Source organism: Pseudomonas baltica (assembly GCF_014235765.1).
Classification (GTDB): Bacteria; Pseudomonadota; Gammaproteobacteria; order Pseudomonadales; family Pseudomonadaceae; genus Aquipseudomonas; species Aquipseudomonas baltica.
On the sequence record NZ_JACMYH010000001.1, the window covers coordinates 1,380,428 to 1,405,877 of the forward strand.

The window sequence follows — 25,450 nt, forward strand, 5'->3', positions numbered from 1 at the left end:
GTCCGATTGGCCCCGCATGCTCGCTTGCGCAAACAGGAATTTCACGGATGTCGGTTCAGGCTCGCAACAATGTGGTGATCAAGGGCAAAGGCCCGCTGACACTGGTGTTTGCCCATGGTTTTGGCTGTGACCAGAACATGTGGCGATTGGTCGAGCCGACCTTTGCCGAGCACTACCGGACCGTGTTGTTCGACATGGTCGGCTGCGGCAATTCGGACGTGAGCGCCTACGACATCGACAAGTACTCGACACTGGCGGGCTACGCCGACGACATCGTCGAGATCATCCAGGAGTTCGGCGAGGGCCCGGTGGTGTTCATCGGTCACTCGGTCGGCGCGATGGCCGGCGCCATGGTCGCCAGGCGCAGCCCCGGACTGATCGGCGCCCATGCCATGGTTGGCCCATCGCCCTGCTACATTACCGATACGGACTATCCCGGCGGCTTCACCCGCGACGATATCGATGCCCTGCTCGCGACCCTTGAAAGCAACTACCTGGGCTGGTCCAGTGCCATGGCGCCGAGCATCATGGGCAATCCCGAACATCCGGAACTGGGCGTCGAGCTGACCAACAGTTTCTGCCAGACCGACCCGGACATCGCCAAGCGTTTTGCCCGCGTCACCTTCCTCACCGATAGCCGTGCGGACGTGCGCGAGCTGCGCGAGCCGGTGCTGGTGATCCAGTCTTCGGACGACTTCATTGCGCCCAAGGCCGTTGGCCAATACCTGACCGAAGCTATCACCGACTGCCGCATGGTGGTCATCGAGAACGAGGGCCACTGCCCGCACCTGAGCCAGCCCGCAGCCTGCATCGACGCCATCCAGACGTTCCTGACCCAGACCTGCGGCCGCCTGCACGCATGACCGCCGAGCCCGACGCCGAGGCGCTCTACCAGCAAGCGCCATGCGCCCTGCTGCTGACTAACGACAAGGGCCTGATCCTTCAGGTCAACCAGACCTTCTGCCACTGGCTGGGCTACACCCGCGAACAACTGGTCGGGGTGCGCAAGCTGCAGGAGCTGCTGACCGTGGGCGGCCGCATCTTCTATCAAACGCACTGGATGCCGTTGCTGGTGATGCAGCGCTCGATTGTCGAGGTCAAGCTGGACTTCCTGACGGCCACCGGCAAGGTCACGCCGATGGTGCTCAATGCCAGTCGCCGCGATCACTGCGGCGAGGTATTCGACGAGATATCGGCGTTCATCGTCGCCGACCGAATCCGTTTCGAACAGGAACTGCTGCAAGCCAAGCGGCAGGCCGAAGACGCGCTGCAGCGGCATGTGGTGCTCGAGCACGAACTCAATCGGCAACGGGAACTGGCGGTCGACCGCGCACTGTTCGCCGAGCAGATGATCGGCATCGTCAGCCACGATCTGCGCAACCCGCTGCAGGTCGTGTCCATGGCCGCGCAGTATTTGCGTTCTCTGGACATGACCGAGCGCCAGAGCACCATGCTTGGCCATATAAGCGATGCGACTGCTCGGTCGCAGCGCCTGATCAACGATCTTCTGGACTTCACCCAGGCTCGCATTGGCCAGGGCCTGGCCGTGAGCCGGGCGCCGGTGCAGCTGGACCGCGCCATTGCCGCCGCCGTGGATTCACTGCGCCTGCTGTACCCGCAACGAACGATTGTTTTCAGCGCCAGCGACGAAGCATTGTTCTGCCAGGCCGATGCAGACCGCCTAGCACAGTTGCTGGGCAATCTGGTGTCCAACGCCATGACCTATGGCGATGGCACCAGTCCGATCGAGGTCCGAGTCGCGGCAGCCCAGGGCGCGGTCGAAATCACGGTGCACAATCAGGGCAAAGCGATCGACGAAGCGCAGTTGAGCTCGATCTTCTCGCCCATGACACGGGGCTCGGAGGCAGGCCGCGAAGTACGCAGCGTGGGCCTCGGCCTGTTCATCGTCAGCGAGATTGCCAAGGCCCACGGCGGTATCGTCGAGGTAGTATCCAGCGCTCAGGCCGGCACCACCTTCACTACCCGGTTTCCCGCCTACGCGTCGGCCGGGCATTGACCCCCGGCCGGGTGGTTCAGCGCGGCTCGTGAATCGGGCAGCCGTTGTGCTGGGCGCGAAAGCCTGCGGACATTTCATAGGTCGGCTTGCGCACGCGCATGACGCCACCCAGAGGACGGTGCGCGGCCAGACCGTGCCACGGGCTGAATGACATCTGCTCGTTGATGGTCTGAATAGCCTCTTCGCTCCAGGCCGCCTGCGCCGGCACTTCGATACGCGCCACGGTGACGTAGGGGCTCAGCTCTTCGGACCAGACTTTCGAAGCGTCCTCGATCGGCATTTCGTCGAGATCGGTGGCCAGTTGGATACGCACTTCCCACGTACCCCCCTGGCTTGCAAAATAGTGACTGACCGCTTCACGCAGGCCGTCCGGTTTATCGTCCAGGTCGACAGGTTGATCCGTCAACTCGGTCAGCGTCGGTGCCACCGGCACCACCGCCAGCTTGGCGTAATGCTCGCCATACAGAAACGGCACCACACTGTAGAAGGTTTCACCGAGCACATGGGTCAGCGGATGCCCACCCATGCTCTTCAGCGTGCCGCTCTCGCCGCCCATGGTTTCGATCACCGACTCCACACCGCGCAGAAGCGCCGAAAAAGCTTTCTTCAGGCCCGGACCTTTGTCGGTGGTCTTGGCCAGCAGCTTGAGATTCTTCAGGAAAGCCTTTGGCGTGGCTGCCGTGAACGCCTTGGCGTTCTGCATGACGAAATCCTGGGTGACGTCCCCCTCGCTGCCCGGCAAACGCGCACCCTGTACCCCGACGATCTTCAAGCCAAGGCCCCGTGGGGTCGAAACCTTGTCGTCCAGCAGATCACCGGGATTGGTGGAAAAACGCATTACCACGGGGAACCTTTCAGGGGTGGCAAAAGCCCCCTGCGCCAACGGCGCAGGAAGGCCATCGAGCACCGTGATGTGCCCGCGTACCAACCCATGAGCCTTGGCATGCACGCCACGCAACGCGTGGCCGCCATCTTCGAACGTGGTGTCCAGAATGCTGCGCATCACTTCCGTCAGCTCTCGGCTGGTGTCTTCCTCGTCGTCGGGCACCTGCTCGAATGAGGGCTGAAACACCAGTGGAGTGACGGTCAGTCGATTGTCTGGCAATTGACTGTCTGGATATTGAGTGTCTGAAGAATGGCTCATGTACACACCTCGGCTCGGTTCAGGTCTTTATCACGGTGGATGTTCTTGTTATTTGGCCAGGTCGGCTTTCAGACGCTCACCGGCATAGGCCTGCGCTTCTTCGGCTTTTTTCACCACGGCTGCGGTGCCGAAGAATTCGTGGGTCACGCCTGGATAGACTTTGCGCTCGACGCTGACACCTGCAGTACGCAGCGCCTGTTCCAGCTGGGCACCATCGTCACGCAGTGGGTCGATTTCGGCGTTGATCACGGTGACCGGTGGCAGGCCTTTGAGGTCGGCATGCACCAGGTCGATACGTGGATCCTTGGCGTCGGCCGGACCTTTGGTCACGTTGTCGATGAACCACAGCATCATCGGGCGGTTGAGCGGCATGGCGTCGGCGTATTTGCGATAGGACTCGGTTTCAGTGTTGGACTGAGCGACCGGATAAACCGACAGCACGTGCTTGGGCGCGGTTAACCCGGCCTTGTGTGCGGCCACGGCGGTTGCCACGGCGAGGTTGCCGCCAGCGCTTTCACCGGCCAGTGCCAGGCGCTTCGCGTCACCGTTGAGCGAAGCGGCGTTCTTGCTCAACCAGCGATAGGCAGCCAGTGCATCTTCATGAGCTGCAGGAAACTTGTTTTCGGGCGCGCGGCGGTAGTCCACGGAGACGACCACGGCATTGGCTTGCTTGGAGATCCCGCGTGCGCCGCCGTCATACACCTTGCGATCGGCAAATACCCAACCACCACCGTGGAAATACAGGACTACCGGGAACGGGCCGGTGCCTTCAGGCGTGTAGACGGTTGCTGGCAAAGAGCCTGCGGCGCCAGGTACGGTGATGTCACGGGTGGTGACGCCGGGGACCAGTGCAGTCGGGGTGCTGTCGCGTTTCTCATCGGCGAGCACGCCTTTCACGGCGTCGGCGATGGTAGGTTGCTGCCGTGCCTCGACTGCCGTGATCTTCTCCACGGCCTTGGCATCGAAGCTGGCGAATTTGTTCAGGACGGTCTGCATGTCCGAATCGGTACGGAACATGCTCTTGGTGCCGCTCACGGCGAGTTCGGAAACCGAGCGTTTTTCTGGATCGCGAGCGCAACCGCTCAACGCCATTGCCACGCCGGCGGCGCACAGCGCTACCATCCATTTGCGGTCAGTCTTGATCATTGTTATTGCCTCGCACGAGAGTGGGAACGTTACGAAATATCAGGCCGTTGACAGCAACTTGATGTTCCAAAATTCCCGACTCGCGCCAGACGAACGGTTAATCCACTAAATACCGCGACCCCAGTTGCTACTCTCGGGAATCACTCTGCACACCGTCCCGTAGGAGCGGCCAGTGGCCGCGAACCAGACACCACGGTGCACCAGACAATCGCGGGGCCCTTTTCGCGCCCACAGACCGCTCCTACAACAGCATTTACAACAGATTACGCACTGGCATCCCAGGCACGGTCGCCGGAGGCGTCCTTGATGCGCGTCGGCAGGCCCATGGCGTCGAGCGCCCTGAGGAACGGCTCGGCCGGCAGCTCTTCGACGTTGGCCATGCGCTGCACGTCCCATTCGCCGCGGGCGACCAACAGGGCTGCAGCCACGGGCGGCACACCCGCGGTGTAGGAAATACCCTGGCTGTCGGTTTCGGCGTAGGCGTCTTCGTGATCCGCAACGTTGTAGATGAACATTTCGTGCGGCTGGCCGTTGCGAGTGCCCTTGACCAGATCGCCGATGCAGGTCTTGCCGGTATAGCCCGGTGCCAGCGACGACGGATCCGGCAGGACTGCCTTGACCACCTTGAGCGGCACTACCTGCAGGCCTTCGGCAGTCGTTACCGGCTGCTCGGACAGCAAACCGAGATTCTTCAGCACCGTGAACACGTTGATGTAGTGCTCGCCGAAACTCATCCAGAAGCGCACGTTGGGCACATCGAGATTCTTCGACAGCGAATGCACTTCGTCATGTCCGGTCAGGTAAAGGTTCTGCGAACCCACCACCGGCAGGTCATCGGTGCGTTTGACTTCGAACATGGTGTTGCTGGTCCACTGGCTGTTCTGCCAGCTCCAGACCTGCCCGGTGAATTCGCGAAAATTGATTTCCGGATCGAAATTGGTGGCGAAATACTTGCCGTGGGAGCCAGCATTGACGTCGAGGATATCGATCGAGTCGATACGATCGAAATGCTGTTGCTGCGCCAGCGCGGCATAGGCATTGACCACGCCTGGATCGAAGCCCACACCCAGAATGGCCGTCACGTTTTTCTGCTGGCACTCTTCCAGGTGTTTCCACTCGTAGTTGCCATACCAGGGCGGCGTTTCACAGACCTTGCCCGGTTCTTCGTGGATGGCGGTGTCCAGGTAGGCCACGCCGGTGTCGATGCAGGCACGCAGTACCGACATGTTCAGAAAGGCGGAACCGACGTTGATGACGATCTGCGATTCGGTTTCCACGATCAGCGCCTTGGTCGCCTCGACATCCAGCGCATCGAGCGCGAAAGCCTTGATGTCGGCGGGCTGCTTGAGGCTGCCCTTGGCCTTGACGCTGTCGATGATGGCCTGGCATTTGGAGATGTTGCGCGACGCGATGGCAATACGACCAAGTTCATCGTTGTGCTGCGCGCACTTGTGGGCCACCACCTTGGCAACACCTCCTGCACCAATGATAAGAACGTTCTTCTTCAATTTATTCACTTCTCCTCGGCTGTCCGCTCACGAAAGGCTGGACAGGTAGTCTTCGAAACCAAACTCACGAACCACCTCGACTGTACCGTCGAGTTGTTTCACTACGATGGACGGCATCTTCAAGCCGTTGAACCAGTTCTTCTTGACCATGGTGTAGCCCGCCGCGTCGACGAACGACAGGCGATCACCGATGGCCAGAGGGCGCTCGAACGGGTATTCGCCGAAAATGTCCCCGGCCAGACAGGATTTTCCGCACACCATGTAGGTGTGTTCGCCGCTGCTGGGCGCAAGCTTCGCATTGAGCCGGTAGATCAGCAGGTCGAGCATGTGCGCTTCGATCGAGCTGTCGACCACGGCCAGGTGCTTGCCGTTATAGAGGGTGTCGAGCACGGTGACTTCCAGCGAGGCACTGTTGGTGATCGCCGCCTCGCCAGGCTCCAGGTACACCTGCACGCCGTACTTCTGCGAAAAGGCCTTGAGCCGGGCGCAGAACTCGTCCAGAGCATAGCCTTCGCCGGTGAAATGAATGCCGCCACCGAGGCTGACCCATTCGACCTTGTGCAGCAGGTGACCGAAGCGCTCTTCGATGGTCCCCAGCATCTGGTCGAACAGGGCGAAATCACCGTTCTCGCAGTTGTTGTGGAACATGAAGCCGGAGATCTGCTCGATCACCGTCTCGACCTTGGCTGGGTCCCATTCGCCCAGACGGCTGAACGGACGCGCCGGGTCGGCCAACAGGTAGTCGGAGCTGCTCACCTGCGGGTTGACCCGCAGACCGCGGGTCTTGCCTTGGGACGCCTGGGCGAAACGCTGCAGTTGGCCGATCGAGTTGAAGATGATCTTGTCGCAGTTGGCGAGCATCTCCTCGATCTCGTCGTCGGCCCAGGCCACGCTGTAGGCGTGGGTTTCGCCGGCGAACTTCTGCCGACCCAGCTTGAGCTCGTACAGCGACGACGACGTGGTGCCGTCCATGTACTGCTCCATCAGGTCGAACACCGACCAGGTGGCGAAGCACTTGAGCGCCAGCAACGCCTTGGCCCCGGAGTGTTCACGCACGTAGGCGATCTTCTCCAGGTTGCCCAAGAGCTTCTGTTTGTCGATGAGGTAATACGGCGTATTGATCATTTCGAGGCCCCAGGCATGGCCAGCCAAAAAAAGGACCCGCATTGTGCCCGCAGTTACCCCGGACCGAAAGAGCAGCCGACCAATTTCCAACCACCCCCACCGCCGAGGCGGCTTGCGTTCAGCGAATCTTGCGGCGGGCCAGAAAGCCGCCGACCAGGCCGGTCGCGCAGCCGATCAGCAGGCCACCGACGTGCGCGCCATTGGCGATTTCGCCGAAGCCCAGCACGCTGACCAGCCCGCTCATGCACAGCGCCAGCCACACCAGCATCATCACCAGCACGCCGCGCGGCAGGCGGTAGATCGGGTTGGGCGCCAGCCACTGGTACAGCCAGCAGTGCCCCAGCAAGCCATACAGCACGCCCGACAGACCGCCGAACAGACTGGGCCCGCTGACCAGGTACTGGACCACGTTGGAGACCAGGCTGAACGACAGGGTCAGGCCGATCAGGTTGATGCGCCCCTGCAGCGCCTCGATGCGTCGCCCAAGCTCCCAGTACCACAAGGCGTTCATCGCCAGATGCAACAAGCCGAAATGAATCAGCATGGGGCTGAACAGCCGCCACCATTGGCCGCTGGCCAAGGTATCGGCCAAGGGCGTGAAATAGATGTATTCACCGTTGACCTGAAAATCAAGAAAGGTCAGCCAGCGCAGGTTGCCCAGGTTCTCGCCCAGAAGTGTCAACCCCGCCACCACCAGACAGGCCAGCAGCACCAGGGCGGTGGCGGGGCTGGACTTGAGCTGCTGGGCAAACCCCGGACCGCGCACCGGCGCATGCCGCGCCATCAATTCAGGATCGACCTCGGCATTGCCCTCAGGGTAGCGCTGGTACAGCTCGCGAACATCCTGGGCCAGACGCTCGTCGGGTACCCACAACACTTGACTGCCCTGCTCCTCGCTGACGCGATGAGGCACCTTCAGACGCCTCAACAGGCCCACGAAGCCACTCAGATCGGTGTTCAGCGGCAGACGCATTACAGCAATTGCACTCATCAAAACGCCTCCGGGCGCTCGACCTCGACCCACGCGAACTTGCGCGGATCGATGCGGGTTTCCTGATCCAGGCGGTACGCCACCAATTTGCCGTACAACACCGCGCTGTAGTCCAGGCAGGCCAGGTTCGGGCGTATCGCCGCCGGTCGCCCGCTGCGCCAGTAGTGACCGACGAACAGCAATGGCTCGTCGACCCCATAACGCAGCAGAGCGCTTTTCTGTTCAGGACTCAACGGCGCGCAGGCTACATCGTCAGGCAGTGCATCGGGCTGGAATACCACGTCGCCGTAGGTTTGCGGGTCGTCTTCCCAGAACTTGGTGCGAAAGAACGCACGGCTCAGGCCATCGGCGCCCGTCAGCGTCAGGCCGTCGGGCAGGCGCATGTCGGTGCCGCGCAACAACCGATCGAAGACCTGGCAGGCAAAGCTGCCCTTGACCGCCGATGCCTGGAGAAAATGGGCGTCGATGCAGCCATCCGGGTGCTGGCGGCGCAAAGGTTCGATCAGGCCGGCATCCCAGCACGCGTGCACCAGGCGAAAGCGCTCGGCATCGAGGAACAGCGGCAACTCGTAGAACCAGCCGAGGAAATCGTGCCAGTCGCCGGGGTGGTGGGCGAACTGGTCCAGCGTCGCCTGGAGCAGACGCTCGTGCCGCGGCACGTGCTCGCGCACGTACTGCTTGCCGCTGCCGGGTAATGCCGGGGTGCTCCAGCCCAATGCATTGAACTCGTGATTGCCCATGATGCAGCGCGCCTGATCGGCCTCGACCATGTCGTGGACAATGTGCAGCGACTCGCGGATACGCGGTCCGCGGTCGATGATGTCGCCCAGGAACAGCGCCTGGCGCGAGGCATGCCGCCACACGCCGCCCTGCTTGTGATAGCCCAGCCGGTCGAGCAGATGTTCGAGGGTATGCGCGCATCCGTGCACATCGCCGATCAGGTCATAACTTCGCGCCGGGTCAAGCATCAATCGCCTCCGGTATTGCCGAGCCGGCTGCCCCAGCCGAGTTTGGTCCGGCACACTTCGTAGTAGTTGTGGTCCAGTGGGTGGATCAGGCGCAGTTTCTGCGATTTCTTGCGCACCGTGACGGTGTCGCCCGGAGCGCAGGTGAAATGGTTCTGGCCATCGCACGAAACCTGCGGGTAGATCTGCATGTTCTTTGAGACAACGATTTTCATCTCGCTGTTGCCGTCGACGACGATCGGCCGACCCGAGAGGGTGTGCGGGTACATGGGCACGATCACGATGGCATCGAGCTTGGGATGCATGATCGGCCCGCCCGCCGACAGCGCGTAGGCGGTGGAGCCGGTCGGCGTGGCCAGGATCAGGCCGTCGGCTTTCTGGCTGCAGACGAACTGGCCGTCGATGTAGATCTCGAACTCGATCATGCGGGTCGACTTGCCGGGGTGCAGTACCACATCGTTGAGCGCGTCGCCCTGGCCAATGGCCTCGCCATGGCGGCGAACCTCGGCCTCGAGCAGAAAACGGTTTTCGACCAGGTAGTGACCATCGAGCACCTCGGCCACCTTGACCTCGAGCTCGTCGGGGCGGATGTCGGTAAGAAACCCCAGGCTGCCGCGGTTGATCCCCAGCACCGGCGTGTTGTGTCGCGCCAGTGCCCGCGCTGCGCCCAGCAGGCTGCCGTCGCCGCCGACCACGATGACCAGGTCGCAGACCTCGCCCAGCATCTTGCGCGATGACGTCTGCAGGTTGTGCCCCGGCAGCACTTCGGCGATCGTGTCCTCGAGAATGACATGCATGTGCCTGTCCAGCAGGAAGCGCTTGAGGCGGCGAATGGTATCGAGCACCTGCGAGCTGCCGAGGCGGCCAATGATACCGATGTTGCGAAATTGCTCCATGAGGCTCCTGCTCGGGTCTGGTCTGGCTATCGGGATGCGCCAGGCACATTCCACAACGCTGTCGCGCAACCGCCGGTTGCGGACACAAATACGGATCTGGATTATGGAGTAAAGCCGTTGCCGCACAAAACCCTTTCCACCACCGCGCCATTGACCGGGACCGTCCCATGAATCCATTCGCTGCCCTTGCCGACTTTCCGCGCCGCCTGCGCCAGCCCCAGGTGCGCGACCTGGCGTGGGTCATCCTCGCCCCACCCCTGCTGCACACGGCGCCCTGGCAGCAACGTCATCCACTGGCCGGCAGCACCTGGGCCGAACAGCCCGAGCACCTGCAGGTGTGGCTGAACGGTCTGGACGACGCCAGCCAACCGCTGCTCGACTGGCTGGCGCAGGCCCCTACCCGGCGCCTGGGCCTCTACTACGAGCGCCTCTGGCAGTTCGCCCTGCAGCAGGCTCCCGGTATCGAGCCGCTGGCGGCCAACCTGCCGATCCGCCGTGACAAGCACACCCTGGGCGAGCTCGACATGGTGATCCGCGACCGCGACGGGGTGCATCATCTGGAACTGGCGATCAAGCTCTACCTGGGCCCGGTGGCCGCCGACGGTCGCGATGTTTTCCAGTGGCTGGGTCCCAACAGCCAGGATCGGCTGGGTCGCAAGCTGACCCACCTGACCGAGCACCAGTTGCCCATCTCCACCTCCAGCGAGGGTCGCGAAGCCATGCTGGCCCTGGGCATCGAGCAGTTCGACGCGCACCTGTGGCTCGGCGGCTATCTGTTCTATCCCTGGCCCGGTAAGGCCCAGTCACCCGAGCACGCCCACCCTGATCATCTGCGCGGCAGCTGGGTGCATCAGCGCGACTGGCCCATTTTCGTCGAGCAACGCCCGGAGGGTCGCTGGCAGCCGTTGCCGCGCGATGCCTGGCTGGCGCCGGCACGCCTCGCCGCCGCCGACGCCTGGGCACCCGATCAGCTCAAGGCCTGGATGCAGCAACTGGACCCGCTCGCCGCGGCGCAGATGCTCGTGCGCCTGACCCGCGACGACCACGGCGACTGGCAGGAAGCCGAACGGGTTTTCCTGGTCGCCGATGCCTGGCCGGCCCTGCCGGGCGTGTGAATCGCAGGGGCGGCTAAAGATGTCCATGGCCGGCCCGATACCCTGTGCATGACCGCCCGAGTAGTCACCCGATGAACTGGAGAAACACCCACGCCCGCTATGGCAGCCTGTCCATCGCCCTGCACTGGTCGATGCTGGTCCTGTTGGCCGCCACCTATGCCTGCATCGAGCTGCGTGGCCAGTTCGTCAGAGGCAGTGGCGCACGCGCGCTGATCGTGCAGTTCCACTTCATGCTGGGCCTGAGCGTGGGGCTGCTGGTCTGGCTGCGTCTGCTGGTGCGCAGCCTGGGTGTCACGCCGCGCATCGTGCCGCCGCTGCCGGTGTGGCAGACGCGTCTGGCGAGCCTGATGCACGCCGCACTCTACGCACTGATGATCGGCCTGCCGCTGCTGGGCTGGCTGATCCTCAGCGCACAGAACAGGTCCGTATCATTCTGGGGCATCGAACTGCCCCACCTGATCGCCGAAGACCGCGACCTCGGCGGACGCTTGCAGGAATGGCACATGAGCATTGCCGGCTGGGGCTATTGGTTGATCGGCCTGCACGGCGTGCTGGGCCTGGCCCACCATTACCTGCGCCATGACAACACCCTGCGACGCATGCTGCCGCACCGCGACTGACCGTTCAGGCGGCGGCGCGCCATCCCTGCAAGCCACCGGTGTGCACGAACACCAGACGACAACCCGGCCGCAGCGAGCCTGCCGCACAGGCATCGCGCAATGCCCACAGCGCCTTGGCCGTGTACACCGGTTCCAATGGAATGCCCGACTCGGCTTCACAGGCGTGCATGAACGCGAGCAGTTCGCTGTCCATCCTGGCAAAGCCGCCACGACTGGCGTCGATCAAGCTATGCCCCTGGTCGCCACACAGCGCATTGACCTGCTCGTTCACGCCATGCTTCGGCCCTACCGCCACCGCCCCGTACACCCAGCGGCGGCCGGCTTCGGCGAGGACCAGGCCAGCCAATGTCGTACCGGTACCCACGGCCAGCCACCATCCATCGAAATTATCCCACCCCATATCAGCGAGCTGCGCCTGCACCTGCAAGGGCAGGTCGGCGCAGCCCTTGGCGCCCAGCAGCCCACCGCCGCCCTCGGGTACCGGCCGCAGATCGGGGTAGCGTGCCTGCCAGGGGGCCCAGAAGTCGTCCCGGTGGCGCTGACGATAGCCCTCGTAACCCAGCCAGTGCAGCTCCATGCCCCATTGCTGCAAGTCGCTCACGGTCGGCGTGGCCTGAGCATGGCCGCGCAGCAGCCCGACCGTGCGCAGGCCCAGGCGCTTGCCGGCGGCAGCCAGGGCATGCAGGTGATTGGAATGGGCCCCGCCCAGGCTGATGATGCCGCTGCAGCCACTGGCCTGGGCGGCCAGCAGGTGATGCTGCAACTTGAATGCCTTGTTGCCGCTGATGAGCGGGTCGACGAGGTCCAGGCGCAGCACGGCAGCCTCTATGCCGGCCGCGCCGAGCCAGGAAAGTCGCAAGGGTTGCAGCGGTGCACGCGGTAGATCGAGAAGCATGGATGCCTGGCCAGCCAAAGGAAACGAAGAGGGCCGCGTCGGGTCCGGCGCGGCAGCCGATTCTACAGCACCGCCGCCAGGCGCGAGCCTTGATCGATGGCCCGTTTGGCGTCGAGTTCGGCGGCCACGTCGGCGCCGCCGATAAGGTGCACGCGCTGCCCGGCTTCGCGCAGCCCCTGCTCCAGCTCGCGCAACGGATCCTGCCCTGCGCAGATCACTACGTTGTCCACTGGCAGCACCCGTGGCTCGCCCCCGGCGACCCGAACGTGCAGGCCGTCGTCGTCGATCTTCAGGTACTCGACGCTGTTGACCATGCGCACGCCCTTGTTCTTCAGACCGGCGCGATGGATCCAGCCAGTGGTCTTGCCCAGGCCGTCGCCCACCTTGCCGGCCTTGCGCTGCAGCAGATACACCTCGCGCGCCGGTGCATGGGTCTGCGCCGCAACCCCGGCCACGCCACCGCGGGCCTGCAGGGTCAGGTCGATACCCCATTCCTGCCAGAAGGCCTCGCGATCGAGGCTGGTGAACGGCCCCTGATGCACCAGGAACTCGCTGACGTCGAAGCCGATGCCACCGGCGCCGATCACCGCCACACGCGGGCCCACGGGCCGCCTTTCGAGCAGCACGTCGAGGTAGCCGAGCACCATGGGGTGGTCGATGCCCGGGATGTCGGGCAGCCGCGGGGCAATCCCGGTGGCCAGCACGATCTCGTCGAAGCCACCCTTGACCAGCGCAGCGACATCGACCCGCGCACCCAGGCGCACGTCGACGCCGAGGCGGGTCAGCCGACGATCGAAATACCGCAGGGTTTCGTTGAATTCTTCCTTGCCGGGAATGCGCTTGGCCACGTTGAACTGACCGCCGATTTCATCACGGGAATCGAACAGGGTCACCGCATGTCCGCGCTCGGCCGCCACGGTCGCTGCGGCCAGCCCTGCCGGCCCGGCGCCGACCACGGCGATCCGGCGCACCTGAGTCACGGGCAGGTAATTGAGTTCGGTCTCATGGCAGGCGCGTGGGTTGACCAGGCAACTGGTCAACTTGCCGGCGAAGGTGTGGTCCAGGCAGGCCTGATTGCAGGCAATGCAGGTGTTGATCTCATCGCCGCGGTTGGCCGCAGCCTTGTTGATGAATTCGGGGTCGGCCAGAAACGGCCGGGCCATCGAAACCATATCCGCGTCGCCCTCGGCGAGAATGCGCTCGGCCACCTCCGGGGTGTTGATGCGATTGGTGGTGATCAGCGGCAGCCGCACCGCCGTACGCAGCTTGGCGGTGACCTTGCTGAACGCCGCACGTGGCACCTTGGTGGCGATGGTAGGAATGCGCGCTTCGTGCCAGCCGATGCCCGTGTTGATCAGGGTGGCCCCGGCAGCCTCGACGGCCTGCGCCAGTTCGACCACTTCCTCCCAGATGCTGCCGCCTTCAATCAGGTCGAGCATCGACAGGCGAAAGATGATGATGAACTCGCGCCCGACCGCCTGCCGCACCTGCCCGACGATCTCCACCGCCAGGCGCATGCGATTGGCATAGCTGCCGCCCCAGCGATCGCTGCGCTGGTTGCTGTGAGCCGCCAGGAACTGGTTGATGAAGTAGCCTTCCGACCCCATGATTTCAACGCCGTCGTAGCCGGCCGACTGGGCCAGCCGGGCACAGCCGACGAAATCGGCGATCTGTTTCCGAATGCCCTGCTCGTCCAGCTCCAGCGGCTTGAACGGATTGATCGGCGCCTGGATGGCGCTGGGTGCCACCAGCTTGGGACTGTAGGCATAGCGCCCGGCATGCAGTATCTGCAGGCAGATCTTGCCGCCCGCCGCGTGCACGGCCTGGGTGACGATTTCATGCCGCTGCGCTTCCTCGGGCGTGCTCAGCTTCGCCGCCCCGGCATACACCCCGCCCTCTTCGTTCGGGGCGATGCCGCCGGTGACGATGAGGCCGACCCCACCCCGCGCACGCTCGGCGAAATACGCCGCCATGCGCTCGAAGCCACCGGGCTTTTCCTCGAGACCCGTGTGCATGGAGCCCATCAAGCTTCGGTTGCGCAGGGTGGTGAAGCCCAGGTCCAGCGGTGCCAGCAGATGAGGATAGGAAGCAGCGGCCATGGGAACTCCACAGGCGGATCACGGAAAAGTGCCAAGCCTCTTGCGGCGGGCTCGGTCACAGGTAGGGTCAAACAGTAGACACCCGAGCCGCACGCCTCAATGACCTGAAATGACAAGTCATTGATCATGCTGCACGCGACGTCTACCCTAGTGCGGATTCACGAACAGGAGCTGGTTGTTGTCCCTCATGCGCAAAATCCTGATGTCCGTGGTTGCCCTGCTTTGCCTGGCGGCGTTGAGTACCTACGCGCTTTGGACGACCCAGCGCCCCGCCGGGCACTACCTGTCCGACCTGCGCATCGAGCTCGATGGTGTCGACGGCGCGCCGTCCGAGCGCGGCAATCTGCTGGGGATCCAGCCCGAGCTGTTCCCGGCGGATTACCAGAGCGTCGAGCGCCTGCGCCTGAAACTGGCCGGATACCTGCAGCATGCCCAGGATGCAGGCCTTGTCGGCAGCAAGACCATCGTGGTCTTGCCCGAGCACATCGGTACCTGGTTATGGGCGGTGGGCGAGAAGAACGAGTTCTACCAGGTGGTGCAGCGTCGCGATGCCGAACAGTGGCTGGCCGCCAGCAATCCATTGCGCCTGCTTGGCGGCTGGGCCATGGCCGAGGGCGAAGATCGCTTCGCCGACGCCTACCTGCGCATGAAGGCCGCGAGCATGGCCGAGCAGTACCAGCAGCTGTTTGGCGGCCTGGCCAGGCAATTCAGGGTGACCCTGGTGGCAGGCTCGATCATCCTGCCCAAGCCTTCTGTCGTGGAGGGTCGCCTGCGAACCGGGAACGGCGCCTTGTACAACGCCAGTGTCGTGTTCGCGCCCGATGGCTCCGTGCTGGGCCAGCCACAGCTCCAGCATTTCACCAGCCATCCCACTCGCCGCTACGTGCAACCCTTGGGTGACGCACCGTTCAACGTGTTCGACACCCCGGCGGGCAAACTGGCCGTCCTGATCGGCACCGACAGCTGGCATCCGGCGAGTCACGCCCAGTTGCGCCAGCAAGACGTGCAGCTGCTCGCGGTGCCCGCCTCGGTACTCGGGCGTGGGCGCTGGTCCGAGCCCTGGCGCGGCTTTCGCATCGACGCAACGCCGAGCGATGCCGCCCTGCTGCCCGGCGAGGTCAGCGAGGCCCAGGCCTGGCAACGGCTGGTCGCAGAAAGCGCGCCACTGGCAAGCATGACCGTGTTCATGGGCGGGCACTTCTGGAATCAGTTCTACGAAGGGCACAGCTTCGCCCGCCAACGCGAGCGTTTCGGCCAGGTCGGTGACGGGCGTGGCGCGCGCCTGATCAATCTGTGGCTGTAGGCGCGTGAGCGGCCAGCGGATCAAACTCGGCGACCTGTCGGTCGGCTTCACCCAGAGCCTGGCACAGGCAGTACGCAGCCATGGCCACGACCCGCTGCCCCTGTTGGCCCAGTATGGGTTGGAGCCAAGCCGGCTCAACGTCGCCGGAGCGCGACTGACCATCGCCCGCTACATGCGCCTGGGCCATGCGGCGATCGCCCTTACCGGCGACCCCGCGCTGGGCCTGCGCATCGGCCAGGCAAGCCGCCTGAGCCAGGCAGGCCTGGCCGGCGTCACGGCCGCGCAGGCACCGACAGTGCGCGAGGCAGCCCGTACGCTGATTCGTTTCGAACCCCTGTACGCCGCCAACTATCGCGGGCAATCGAGTTTTCACGAAGACCGCGAAGGCGCCTGGCTGCGGTTCTATTCGATCAGTCCCTACAATGCCTACAACCGTTTTGTGGTGGACTCGCTGCTGACCGGCTGGCTGCAGCAACTGACTGTACTTGCCGGGCAGAACGTGATTGCACAGCGGATGGAAATCGAGTTCGACCCGCCCGGCTATGCAGCACACTACCCCGCCCATACCGCCTTCAACTGCGAGCACAACCAGCTGCGCCTGACCCATGCCAGCCTGAACCTGCGCAACCCCGAGCACTGCCCGAGCACCTGGCAGCATTTGTTGCAGCTGAGTGAACAGGAACTGGAGCGTTTGACGCGCGTGCGCACCGTTGGCGAGCGGGTCGCCCAACTGCTGGGTTCACAGCTCAACGGCGGACGCGAGCCGACGCTGGACGAAATCGCTGCCTGCCTGAAGATGCCGGCCTGGACCTTGCGGCGCAAGCTGACCCACGAGGGCACGCAGTTCCGCTCGATTCTCAACGACACCCGCCGTGACCTGGCGCAGACCTACATCCGCGACACCGAACTTGCATTCGGCGAAATAGCCTACCTGCTGGGATTCACATCGGCCGAGGCTTTTCAGCGCGCCTTCAAACGCTGGTGCGCAATGACGCCCGGCGAGTACCGCCGCGCCAGCCGTCAGTGACCCCAGCGCTCGCTCAGGGCTGCGAAACGGGCGCCTCTACAGAGGGCGCCTGCGGTACGACCTCAGGCGTCGCCTCGGTGGCCTCGGGAACCGGGATGACTTCTATGGGTGCCGGTTGTGCCGGGGGCGCGACAGGCTGCGAAGCCTCCTGCTCAGGCACCACCTCTGCCTGCTGCGCCTGAGCGGGCGGAGTAGGCGGAACCAGCGGCGCGGCTACAGGCACGACTGGCTTCGCAGTCGCAGGCGCTGCAGATGCAGATGCAGCGGGGGCCGCAGGTGCAGTGTCCGGCATGCCCAGCTCATCCTTGGCAGGCGGGGTCGATACGACCTTCTTCGCCTGCACGGGCATGAAGCTCTCCACCAGAGAGAAATAACGGTCGTAGAACTTGTCCGACGCCACCGTTTCACTGGCCACCTTGACCATGGAATCGTCGGTGGAACCGATCGGCATCGAGACCGAACCCAGCACCCCCACGCCTACGCTGGCCGAGTTGTTGACCTTCTTCAGCGCATAGCGATCCTGCAGCGCATTGGCGAACAGCGTGGAGCTGTGCTCGCTGTTGGCATCGGCGACGCAGACCACGTTGAAACTGATCTCCAGGTGACTCTCGCCGGTTTGCTGGAAGCTCTTGTGTCCACTCACCTGACGCGGATCGTTGCTGGTGATGATGTAGCCCTGGCTCAACAATGCCCGACGCGCGGCTTCACAGGAGGCGATATCGCTGACCGGGTAGTTTCGAGAAAACGTACCTGAGTCAGCAAAATTTTCATGTTCATAGATGGCGGTCTTGGGGGAAGAACACCCTGCCAGGCCGAGCCATGCAATAACCAGCACGGCGCCTGGAAGGTGTCGCCCGTAACGGAATGGAAATGACATTGTGGGTCCTGGAAAACGGTCTGCGGCTATTGTGCAACAGAACGCGCTGGCACGGCGCAGGAAATGCCGTTCGCTCAGGACACGCGGTAATACGCGATGTTTCCGCAGTGGATACGGAACCCTCAGGGCGTATTACTTGACCACCGCCTGCTGGGGTGCGGCGACAGTGGCTTTCGAATCGGTGGATGCAGCGGCCAGGGTTGCACGTTGCTCCGCTCGGGCCTTGGCGCGCAGCTGCTTGCGCCAACGGTGCTTGCTGCTCAGGGCGATATACCAGCCGAACAATGGGCCGATCAGCATGCCTGCCAGCACGCCTGCCAACACGAACACAGACACTGGCAACGACGGGGTGGACCAACCAAGAGCGCTCAACGCAACGGCCTGTTGGTTCTCCAGTACGAACACCAACACGACAGCAGCGACTGCCAGGAAAATCAGCACCAGCAGCAACTTCTTGAGATTACGCAAAGCCTTCTCCTTCAACGTCGATCAAGCGAGCTCTTCGTCTTCGTTCACCCGATCGCGCAACTCCTTGCCGGGCTTGAAATGCGGAACGAACTTGCCATCCAGGCTTACCGACTGCCCGGTCTTGGGATTGCGCCCGACCCGAGGGGCGCGATAGTGCAGGGAAAAGCTGCCGAAACCACGTATCTCGATCCTGTCACCTGTGGCCAGGCACTGCGACATTTGCTCGAGCATGGTCTTGATGGCCAATTCCACATCCTTGGATGAAAGTAGACCTTGATGGGTGACAATACGTTCGATCAATTCCGACTTCGTCATATTTTTCCCTTCTTTATCAAGCAGCTAGATCAGTGCTTAGAAGGTTTTAGCATGGCTTGACAGATTTGAACAGCCCGACTCTTGACTTCTTGAAAATGAGTTGTGCGTGCCCTATTTGAACGCAGTGCTCTTGCGGCATTTGACGATCATGCTGCGCGTTGAATAACCCGCGGGGTTGAGGCCGAAGACATAGTCGTCCGGTTCTTCCTTGACGTCGCTGGACTTGGCGAGGGTACGGTAACCGGCAGGGCCGCAGGCCGATTCGGCCTCTTTCTCGCACTGGGCCCAGGACGAGGTCAGCCCGGAACAGGTGATGTGCATTCCACGACTGCCGCGCTTGCCGTGGGACGTGGAGGTGGCGGCGCAGGCGGTCACCAGCAGCAATGCTGCGATGAGCAGGGTAAATTTCATGACTCGGGCCTTGTCTACTTCTGGGAGGGACACGGGTTCAAGGAGCAGGAATTCAATCGAAAACGATGACTGCCAATACACCACCTACCCTATCCAAGTAGATGGCCGATTGCTAATTTACTTCAGGCGGGTGTCAGAGACGTGACGGAAAAGTTTGTAACCATTCGTATGCCATTTACCAGCCGCAGGTCAGCTGGAGCAACTTCAAGGGCTACTCAACCTTGACCGTTGCAGCGCACGAACATGGTTCGGCTGGCCATGCCCGGATTCCAGCCGAGGAAGCCGTCTTCGGGCTCTTCCTTGATATCGGAAGTCTTCGCCAGGACTTTGTAGCCCATCGCGCGGCAGGCATGCTGCGCTTTGTCATAGCACTTGCCCCAGGACGAGCCCAGGCCACTGCAATTGATCTGCAATGCCTGCATGCCCCGATAATCTCGTTTGACCACCGACGTGGTGGAGCATGCGGATGTCAGACCCACTACGACGAACAGCACTGCGGTTACTACGGTTTTCATCCCTGGAGATCCTTGGGTATTCACTTATCCCTTTGAGCATCCGAGGTCGGGGTTAGTTCGGCGCCCGCCGCGTTCAACTCTCGACACGGCACGAATCGCAGGCACAAAAAAGGGCGACCGAAGTCGCCCTTTTTCTACAGGTCAAACAGAACTTAGTTCTGCTTTTCCATCTGAGCACGCAGCAGGTCGCCCAGAGTGGTCGGACCGGCAGCGATATCCGAAGTGGCTGGCTTCTCGCGCAGGCTCTGGATCGCTTCTTTCTCGTCTTCAACGTCTTTCGATTTGATCGACAGTTGGATGACGCGGGACTTGCGGTCGACGCTGATGATCTTGGCTTCGACTTCTTCGCCTTCCTTCAGAACGTTGCGCGCGTCTTCAACGCGGTCACGGCTGATTTCGGAAGCTTTCAAAGTGGCTTCGATGTCGTCGGCCAGGGTGATGACAGCGCCCTTGGCGTCAACTTCCTTGACGATACCGCGAACGATGGCGCCCTTGTCATTGACAGACACGTAGTTGGAGAACGGATCGTCTTCCAGCTGCTTGATGCCCAGGGAGATGCGCTCGCGCTCTGGATCTACCGACAGGATGACGGTGTCGAGCTCGTCGCCCTTCTTGAAACGACGTACGGCTTCTTCGCCCACTTCGTTCCAGGAGATGTCGGACAGGTGAACCAGACCGTCGATGCCGCCGTCCAGACCAATGAAGATACCGAAATCGGTGATCGACTTGATGGTGCCGGAGATCTTGTCACCCTTGTTGAACTGGCCAGAGAAGTCTTCCCACGGGTTCGACTTGCACTGCTTGATACCCAGGGAGATACGACGACGCTCTTCGTCGATGTCCAGAACCATGACTTCCACTTCGTCGCCGACTTGTACGACTTTCGAAGGATGGATGTTCTTGTTGGTCCAGTCCATTTCGGAAACGTGTACCAGGCCTTCCACGCCTTCTTCCAGCTCTGCGAAGCAGCCGTAGTCGGTCAGGTTGGTGACGCGCGCCATGACGCGGGTGCTCTCTGGGTAACGTGCCTTGATGGCAACCCATGGATCTTCGCCCAGCTGCTTCAAGCCCAGGGAAACACGGTTGCGCTCGCGGTCGTACTTCAGGACCTTGACATCGATCTCGTCGCCAACATTGACGATTTCCGATGGATGCTTGATGCGCTTCCAGGCCATGTCGGTGATGTGCAGCAGGCCATCGACGCCACCCAGATCGACGAATGCGCCGTAATCCGTGAGGTTCTTGACGATACCCTTGACTTGCTGACCTTCCTGCAGGGATTCCAGCAGAGCTTCGCGCTCGGCGGAGTTCTCGGCTTCCAGGACACTGCGACGGGAAACGACAACGTTGTTGCGCTTCTGGTCCAGCTTGATGACCTTGAATTCGAGCTCTTTACCTTCCAGGTGGGTGGTGTCGCGCACAGGGCGAACATCGACCAGGGAACCAGGCAGGAACGCACGGATGCCGTTAACGTCGACAGTGAAGCCGCCCTTAACCTTACCGTTGATAACGCCCTTGACCACTTCCTCGGCGGCGAAAGCTGCTTCCAGAACGATCCAGCACTCGGCACGCTTGGCTTTTTCGCGGGACAGCTTGGTTTCGCCAAAGCCGTCTTCTACCGCGTCCAGCGCAACGTGAACTTCGTCACCGACCTTAATGGTCAGTTCGCCAGCGTCGTTGTAGAACTGCTCGAGCGGGATGACACCCTCGGACTTCAGGCCGGCGTGGACAGTAACCCAGTCACCGTCGATATCAACAACGATACCGGTGATGATTGCGCCTGGCTGAAGATTGAGAGTTTTTAGGCTTTCTTCAAAGAGTTCTGCAAAGCTTTCGCTCATTTTAATTCCTGTAGATTTGGGCGAAACATACGCCCATCAGCCACGCTCCAGACAACGTGGGTTTCGTTCAAGTAAAAGAAAGCCACCGGGATGTTGACTGGGTTCCCGTATGGCTTCTTCGTCACCCGGCGATGTCGCGTAGTGCGATCTCGCTCATGATGCGTTCCAACACCTGCTCGATGGACAACTCCGTGGAATCCAGCTGTAAGGCATCGGCCGCCGGCTTGAGCGGGGCCACTGCGCGCTGGGTGTCACGCTCATCGCGTGCACGTATCTCATCTAGCAGACTCGACAGACTAACATCGTTGCCCGCTGCCTTCAACTGCAAGTAACGCCTGCGGGCACGTTCCTCCGCGCTGGCGGTGAGGAACACCTTCAACGCCGCTTCGGGGAACACCACCGTGCCCATGTCGCGACCGTCGGCCACCAGGCCCGGCGACTCCTGGAATGCTCGCTGGCGCTGCAACAGCGCGTCGCGCACTGCCGGCAGGGCCGCGACCTGGGAGGCGCCGGCACCCACCTGCTCGTTGCGGATGTCACGGGTGACGTCGTCGCCTTCCAGCACGATGCGCTGGGGCTGGCCGTCGGCGGCGGCGATGAACTGCACATCGAGATGGGCTGCCATCACCATCAGCGACGCTTCGTTGCTCAGATCGACGCCATGGTTGCGTGCCGCGTAGGCCAGCAAGCGATACAACGCGCCTGAATCGAGCAGCTTCCAGCCCAGGCGCTTGGCGAGGATACCGGCGATGGTGCCCTTGCCCGAACCGCTTGGCCCGTCGATGGTGATGACCGGCGCCTGGTTCACGACGCGCCCTCTTCGGCCACGTTGATACCCACCTGGGCGCAGAGACCGAGGAAGTTGGGGAACGAAGTGGCGACGTTGGCGCAGTCGTGGATGCGGATCGGCGCACTGGCGCGCAGCGAGGCAACACTGAAGGCCATGGCGATGCGGTGATCGCCGTGGCCGTGGACCTCGCCGCCGCCCATGGCCGGCAGCCCACGACCGACGCCGTCGATGATGATGCCGTCTGCGGTCGGCTCGCATTTCACACCGAGCGCCTGCAGGCCGTCGGCCATGACCTGGATACGGTCGGATTCCTTGACGCGCAGCTCTTCGGCGCCGCGCAGCACGGTGCGCCCTTCGGCGCAGGCCGCGGCCACGAACAGCACCGGGAACTCGTCGATTGCCAGGGGGACCAGCGCCTCGGGGATCTCGATACCCTTGAGTCGAGCCGCCCGCACGTGCAGGTCGGCAACCGGCTCGCCACCCACTTCACGCTGATTTTCCAGGGTGATGTCGGCACCCATCAGGCGCAGGATATCAATGACACCGGTGCGCGTCGGGTTGATACCCACGTGCTCGAGGGTCAGGTCCGAGCCTTCGGCGATCGAGGCGGCCACCAGGAAGAATGCGGAAGACGAGATATCGCCGGGCACTTCGATGTGGGTCGCCTTCAGCGTGCGGCCGGACTCGACCGACGCCTGCGGGCCATTGACCTCGACCGGATAACCGAAGCCGCGCAGCATCCGCTCGGTGTGGTCGCGGGTCGGTGCCGGCTCGGTGGTGGTCGTCCTGCCTTCGGCCCACAATCCGGCCAGCAGCAGGCAGGATTTGACCTGTGCAGAGGCCATCGGCAAGGTGTAGTCGAGCGCCTTGAGCCGCTGCCCGCCGCGGATCACCATCGGCGGACGACCCTCGGCCGCCGTCTCGATGACCGCGCCCATTTCCCGCAGTGGATTGGCCACGCGGTTCATCGGGCGCTTGGACAGCGAGGCGTCGCCGGTCAACGTGGTGTCGAAGCTCTGCGCCGCAAGAATGCCGGCGAGCAGGCGCATCGAGGTCCCGGAGTTGCCCAGGTAGATCGGCCCGGGCGGCGCCTGCAGGCCGTGCAGACCAACACCATGGATGGTCACCCGGCCCTGGTTGGGACCTTCGATGACCACGCCCATGTCGCGGAAGGCCTGCAGGGTCGCCAGGGCGTCCTCGCCTTCGAGGAAGCCTTCGACTTCGGTAGTGCCCTCGGCCAGGGAGCCAAGCATGATCGAGCGGTGCGAAATGGATTTGTCACCCGGTACGCGAATGCGGCCCTTGAGGCTGCCACCGGGTTTGCCCAGGAAGATCAGGTCGTCGTTGGAGTTCATAGCGTCCACATAGGCCCGACGGGCCAGGATTTTACTGAAATGCTCGCGGGCCACCTTGGCGCGTGTGAACACGCCCAGCAGGTGATGCCCATCCCCTGCATCGACCGCGTCGCGCAGGGCGTCGAGATCGCTGCGAAATGTATCGAGTGTGCGCAGTACAGCCTCGCGGTTGGCGAGGAAGATGTCGTGCCACATGACCGGGTCACTGCCGGCGATCCTCGTGAAATCACGGAAACCGCCCGCAGCGTAGCGGAAGATTTCCAGGTTTTCACTGCGCTTGGCCAGCGAATCGACCAGGCCGAACGCCAGCAGGTGCGGCAGGTGACTGGTGGCGGCAAGCACCTCATCGTGACGCTCGACCTGCATATGCTCGACGTCCGCACCCAGGGCGCGCCACAGGCCATCGACGCATTGCAACGCATCGGGCGCGGTTTGGGCCAACGGCGTGAGGATCACCTTGTGCCGCTTGAACAGCTCGGCATTGGCCGCCTCTACCCCGCTCTGCTCTGAACCGGCGATCGGATGGCCCGGAACGAAGCGTGACAGGTCCCCGCCAAAAGCGTCGCGAAAGGCCCGTACCACATTGCCCTTGGCGCTGCCGACATCGGTGATCACGGCTCGGCCCAGGTCAAGCCGGGCCAGGGCCGCCAGCAATTTTTCCATGCCCAGGATCGGCACCGCCAACTGGATCACATCGGCGCCGACACAGGCACGGGCCAGCTCGCTTTCGCAGCGGTCGACCACGCCCAACTCGACGGCCCGCAGGCAGGCGCGCGAATCGAGATCGACCCCCACCACTTCGTCAGCCAAGCCACTTTGCTTGATGCCCTTGGCGAACGAGCCGCCGATCAGTCCCAGCCCCACAACCACCAGGCGGCCTATTCTGGCAGCGCCCGGTTGCAATTGCGTGAACTCAGACACGGGCCAGCACCAGGCGCAACGCCTCCAAGAAACGGTTGTTTTCTGTGGCCAGGCCGATGGTCACGCGCAAGTGGTTGGGCATGCCGTAGCCGGCCACCGGGCGCACGATCACCCCTTCGCGCAGCAGGCCCTGATATACCGGCCCGGCAACGCGACCCACGTCCACGGCAATGAAATTGCCCTTGGAAGGAATCCAGTCCAGGCCCAGCTCGGCGAACCCCGCCTCCAGCTGCTGCATGCCGGCACTGTTGAGTTCGCGGCTGCGCTGCAGGTAATCGGTGTCCGTCAACGCGGCGCAGGCCGCAGCCAATGCCAGGCTGTTCACGTTGAACGGCTGGCGGACACGGTTGAGCACATCGGCAATGACCGGCGAAGACAAGCCATAGCCTACCCGCAGCCCAGCCAGGCCATAAGCCTTGGAAAAGGTGCGCGAGACCAGCAGGTTCGGGTAGCGCGCCAGGTAGTCGAGGCCGTCGGGCAGCTCGCCACCGACGGCGTACTCGATATAGGCCTCGTCGAGCACCACGACCACGCTGGGCGGGACCGCGGCGAGGAAGTCCTCCAGCGCCTGCGGGCCGAACCAGGTACCGGTCGGGTTGTTCGGGTTGGCCAGGAACACCACGCGGGTCTTGTCGTCGATCGCTGCCAGCATCGCCGGCAGGTCATGGCCGAACTGCCTGGCCGGGATGACCCGCGCACCGGCATTCACGGCCTGCACGACCAATGGATAGACGGCAAAGGCGTGCTCGCTGAACACCGCGTTCAAGCCCGGTGCCAGGTAGGCTCGGGCGACCAGTTCGAGAATGTCGTTGGAGCCGTTGCCCAGGGTCACCTGGTCCAGCTGTACGCGGCACTGCTGCGCCAGCAGGGTCTTGAGGTCGAAGCCGTTGCCGTCGGGGTAGCGTGTGAGCTCGGCCAGTTCGCGTTCGATCGCGGCACGGGTCTTGGGGCTTGCACCCAACGGGTTCTCGTTGCTGGCCAACTTGATGATGTTGGCCGGATCCAGGTTCAGCTCTCTGGCCAGCTCATCCACCGGCTTGCCGGGAACGTAGGGGGACAGTTGTTGAACGCCGGTCTGGGCCAGGGCAAGGAAATCGGTCATGCGT

Annotated in this window: 24 protein-coding genes; 6 read left to right on the top strand and 18 right to left on the bottom strand. The window is 63.0% G+C overall.

What is annotated here, in order from left to right; translation table 11 throughout:
* Nucleotides 1-47: 47 nt before the first annotated feature.
* Both H7993_RS06105 and H7993_RS06110 read left to right on the top strand, forming a co-directional pair.
* Nucleotides 48-863 carry an alpha/beta fold hydrolase gene (locus H7993_RS06105; RefSeq protein WP_185793798.1) on the top strand — a complete coding sequence of 272 codons (816 nt, stop codon included), beginning with the start codon at nt 48-50 and terminating at the stop codon, nt 861-863.
* On the top strand, nt 860-2,017 hold the full coding sequence (locus tag H7993_RS06110; RefSeq protein ID WP_185793799.1) for a PAS domain-containing sensor histidine kinase: 1,158 nt from the start codon (nt 860-862) through the stop codon (nt 2,015-2,017). Before H7993_RS06105 ends, H7993_RS06110 begins: the two co-directional genes overlap by 4 nt.
* A gap of 16 nt (nt 2,018-2,033) precedes the next feature.
* Here H7993_RS06110 and H7993_RS06115 read toward each other — a convergent pair whose 3' ends face one another.
* The 7 genes from H7993_RS06115 to H7993_RS06145 all read right to left on the bottom strand — a co-directional run bounded on the left by H7993_RS06115 (nt 2,034) and on the right by H7993_RS06145 (nt 9,792).
* Nucleotides 2,034-3,161: a catalase family protein gene (locus tag H7993_RS06115; RefSeq protein WP_185793800.1), complete on the bottom strand. Its 1,128-nt coding sequence runs from the start codon at nt 3,159-3,161 to the stop codon at nt 2,034-2,036.
* 48 nt (nt 3,162-3,209) lie between these two features.
* Nucleotides 3,210-4,307: an alpha/beta hydrolase gene (locus H7993_RS06120; protein WP_206682967.1), complete on the bottom strand. Its 1,098-nt coding sequence runs from the start codon at nt 4,305-4,307 to the stop codon at nt 3,210-3,212.
* A gap of 263 nt (nt 4,308-4,570) precedes the next feature.
* Nucleotides 4,571-5,815, bottom strand: coding sequence for a saccharopine dehydrogenase family protein (locus tag H7993_RS06125; RefSeq protein WP_122797405.1), 1,245 nt, complete (start codon nt 5,813-5,815; stop codon nt 4,571-4,573).
* Nucleotides 5,816-5,842: 27 nt separating this feature from the next.
* Nucleotides 5,843-6,940 (bottom strand): carboxynorspermidine decarboxylase, encoded by a 1,098-nt coding sequence (locus H7993_RS06130; RefSeq protein ID WP_122479703.1) that lies wholly within the window; start codon nt 6,938-6,940, stop codon nt 5,843-5,845.
* Nucleotides 6,941-7,058: 118 nt separating this feature from the next.
* Entirely contained in the window at nt 7,059-7,931 is an 873-nt protein-coding gene (locus H7993_RS06135) for a rhomboid family intramembrane serine protease (RefSeq protein WP_122479034.1), read from the bottom strand.
* On the bottom strand, nt 7,931-8,899 hold the full coding sequence (locus tag H7993_RS06140; RefSeq protein WP_185793801.1) for a metallophosphoesterase: 969 nt from the start codon (nt 8,897-8,899) through the stop codon (nt 7,931-7,933). The genes H7993_RS06135 and H7993_RS06140 overlap by 1 nt, the downstream gene beginning before the upstream one ends.
* Entirely contained in the window at nt 8,899-9,792 is an 894-nt protein-coding gene (locus H7993_RS06145; RefSeq protein ID WP_122479037.1) for an NAD(+) kinase, read from the bottom strand. Before H7993_RS06145 ends, H7993_RS06140 begins: the two co-directional genes overlap by 1 nt.
* Before the next feature lie 167 nt (nt 9,793-9,959).
* On the opposite strand from H7993_RS06145, the gene H7993_RS06150 reads away from it, so the two are divergent.
* Both H7993_RS06150 and H7993_RS06155 read left to right on the top strand, forming a co-directional pair.
* Entirely contained in the window at nt 9,960-10,907 is a 948-nt protein-coding gene (locus tag H7993_RS06150) for a DUF1853 family protein (RefSeq protein ID WP_185793802.1), read from the top strand.
* 71 nt (nt 10,908-10,978) lie between these two features.
* Entirely contained in the window at nt 10,979-11,527 is a 549-nt protein-coding gene (locus H7993_RS06155; RefSeq protein WP_122479040.1) for a cytochrome b, read from the top strand.
* 4 nt (nt 11,528-11,531) lie between these two features.
* Here H7993_RS06155 and H7993_RS06160 read toward each other — a convergent pair whose 3' ends face one another.
* A complete protein-coding gene (locus tag H7993_RS06160) occupies nt 11,532-12,422 on the bottom strand; it encodes a 1-aminocyclopropane-1-carboxylate deaminase/D-cysteine desulfhydrase (protein ID WP_185793803.1) in 891 nt (296 codons plus the stop codon).
* A gap of 62 nt (nt 12,423-12,484) precedes the next feature.
* A complete protein-coding gene (locus tag H7993_RS06165; protein ID WP_185793804.1) occupies nt 12,485-14,521 on the bottom strand; it encodes an NADPH-dependent 2,4-dienoyl-CoA reductase in 2,037 nt (678 codons plus the stop codon).
* A gap of 187 nt (nt 14,522-14,708) precedes the next feature.
* Here H7993_RS06165 and H7993_RS06170 point away from each other — a divergent pair, with 187 nt between their 5' ends.
* A complete protein-coding gene (locus H7993_RS06170) occupies nt 14,709-15,824 on the top strand; it encodes a nitrilase-related carbon-nitrogen hydrolase (protein ID WP_185794191.1) in 1,116 nt (371 codons plus the stop codon).
* A gap of 4 nt (nt 15,825-15,828) precedes the next feature.
* The gene (locus H7993_RS06175) at nt 15,829-16,851 is read left to right on the top strand and encodes an AraC family transcriptional regulator ligand-binding domain-containing protein (RefSeq protein WP_185793805.1); all 1,023 of its coding nucleotides are present in this window, start codon (nt 15,829-15,831) and stop codon (nt 16,849-16,851) included.
* Between the two features lie 13 nt (nt 16,852-16,864).
* Here H7993_RS06175 and H7993_RS06180 read toward each other — a convergent pair whose 3' ends face one another.
* The 9 genes from H7993_RS06180 to hisC all read right to left on the bottom strand — a co-directional run bounded on the left by H7993_RS06180 (nt 16,865) and on the right by hisC (nt 25,446).
* Nucleotides 16,865-17,728 (bottom strand): DUF2242 domain-containing protein, encoded by an 864-nt coding sequence (locus tag H7993_RS06180; RefSeq protein ID WP_185793806.1) that lies wholly within the window; start codon nt 17,726-17,728, stop codon nt 16,865-16,867.
* A 132-nt stretch (nt 17,729-17,860) separates the two neighbouring features.
* A complete protein-coding gene (locus H7993_RS06185) occupies nt 17,861-18,196 on the bottom strand; it encodes a lipopolysaccharide assembly protein LapA domain-containing protein (RefSeq protein ID WP_122479050.1) in 336 nt (111 codons plus the stop codon).
* Between the two features lie 21 nt (nt 18,197-18,217).
* Nucleotides 18,218-18,511, bottom strand: a complete 294-nt coding sequence (gene ihfB, locus H7993_RS06190; protein ID WP_043187734.1) for an integration host factor subunit beta — start codon at nt 18,509-18,511, stop codon at nt 18,218-18,220.
* 111 nt (nt 18,512-18,622) lie between these two features.
* Nucleotides 18,623-18,922, bottom strand: coding sequence for a hypothetical protein (locus tag H7993_RS06195; protein WP_185793807.1), 300 nt, complete (start codon nt 18,920-18,922; stop codon nt 18,623-18,625).
* A gap of 215 nt (nt 18,923-19,137) precedes the next feature.
* Nucleotides 19,138-19,437, bottom strand: coding sequence for a hypothetical protein (locus H7993_RS06200; RefSeq protein ID WP_122479053.1), 300 nt, complete (start codon nt 19,435-19,437; stop codon nt 19,138-19,140).
* A 152-nt stretch (nt 19,438-19,589) separates the two neighbouring features.
* The gene (rpsA, locus tag H7993_RS06205) at nt 19,590-21,278 is read right to left on the bottom strand and encodes a 30S ribosomal protein S1 (RefSeq protein WP_185793808.1); all 1,689 of its coding nucleotides are present in this window, start codon (nt 21,276-21,278) and stop codon (nt 19,590-19,592) included.
* 121 nt (nt 21,279-21,399) lie between these two features.
* A complete protein-coding gene (cmk, locus tag H7993_RS06210; protein ID WP_185793809.1) occupies nt 21,400-22,086 on the bottom strand; it encodes a (d)CMP kinase in 687 nt (228 codons plus the stop codon).
* Complete coding sequence (locus tag H7993_RS06215) at nt 22,083-24,344, bottom strand: bifunctional prephenate dehydrogenase/3-phosphoshikimate 1-carboxyvinyltransferase (protein ID WP_425311975.1); 2,262 nt, start codon at nt 24,342-24,344, stop codon at nt 22,083-22,085. The genes cmk and H7993_RS06215 overlap by 4 nt, the downstream gene beginning before the upstream one ends.
* Nucleotides 24,337-25,446 (bottom strand): histidinol-phosphate transaminase, encoded by a 1,110-nt coding sequence (hisC, locus tag H7993_RS06220; RefSeq protein WP_185793810.1) that lies wholly within the window; start codon nt 25,444-25,446, stop codon nt 24,337-24,339. Before hisC ends, H7993_RS06215 begins: the two co-directional genes overlap by 8 nt.
* Nucleotides 25,447-25,450 lie beyond the last annotated feature (4 nt).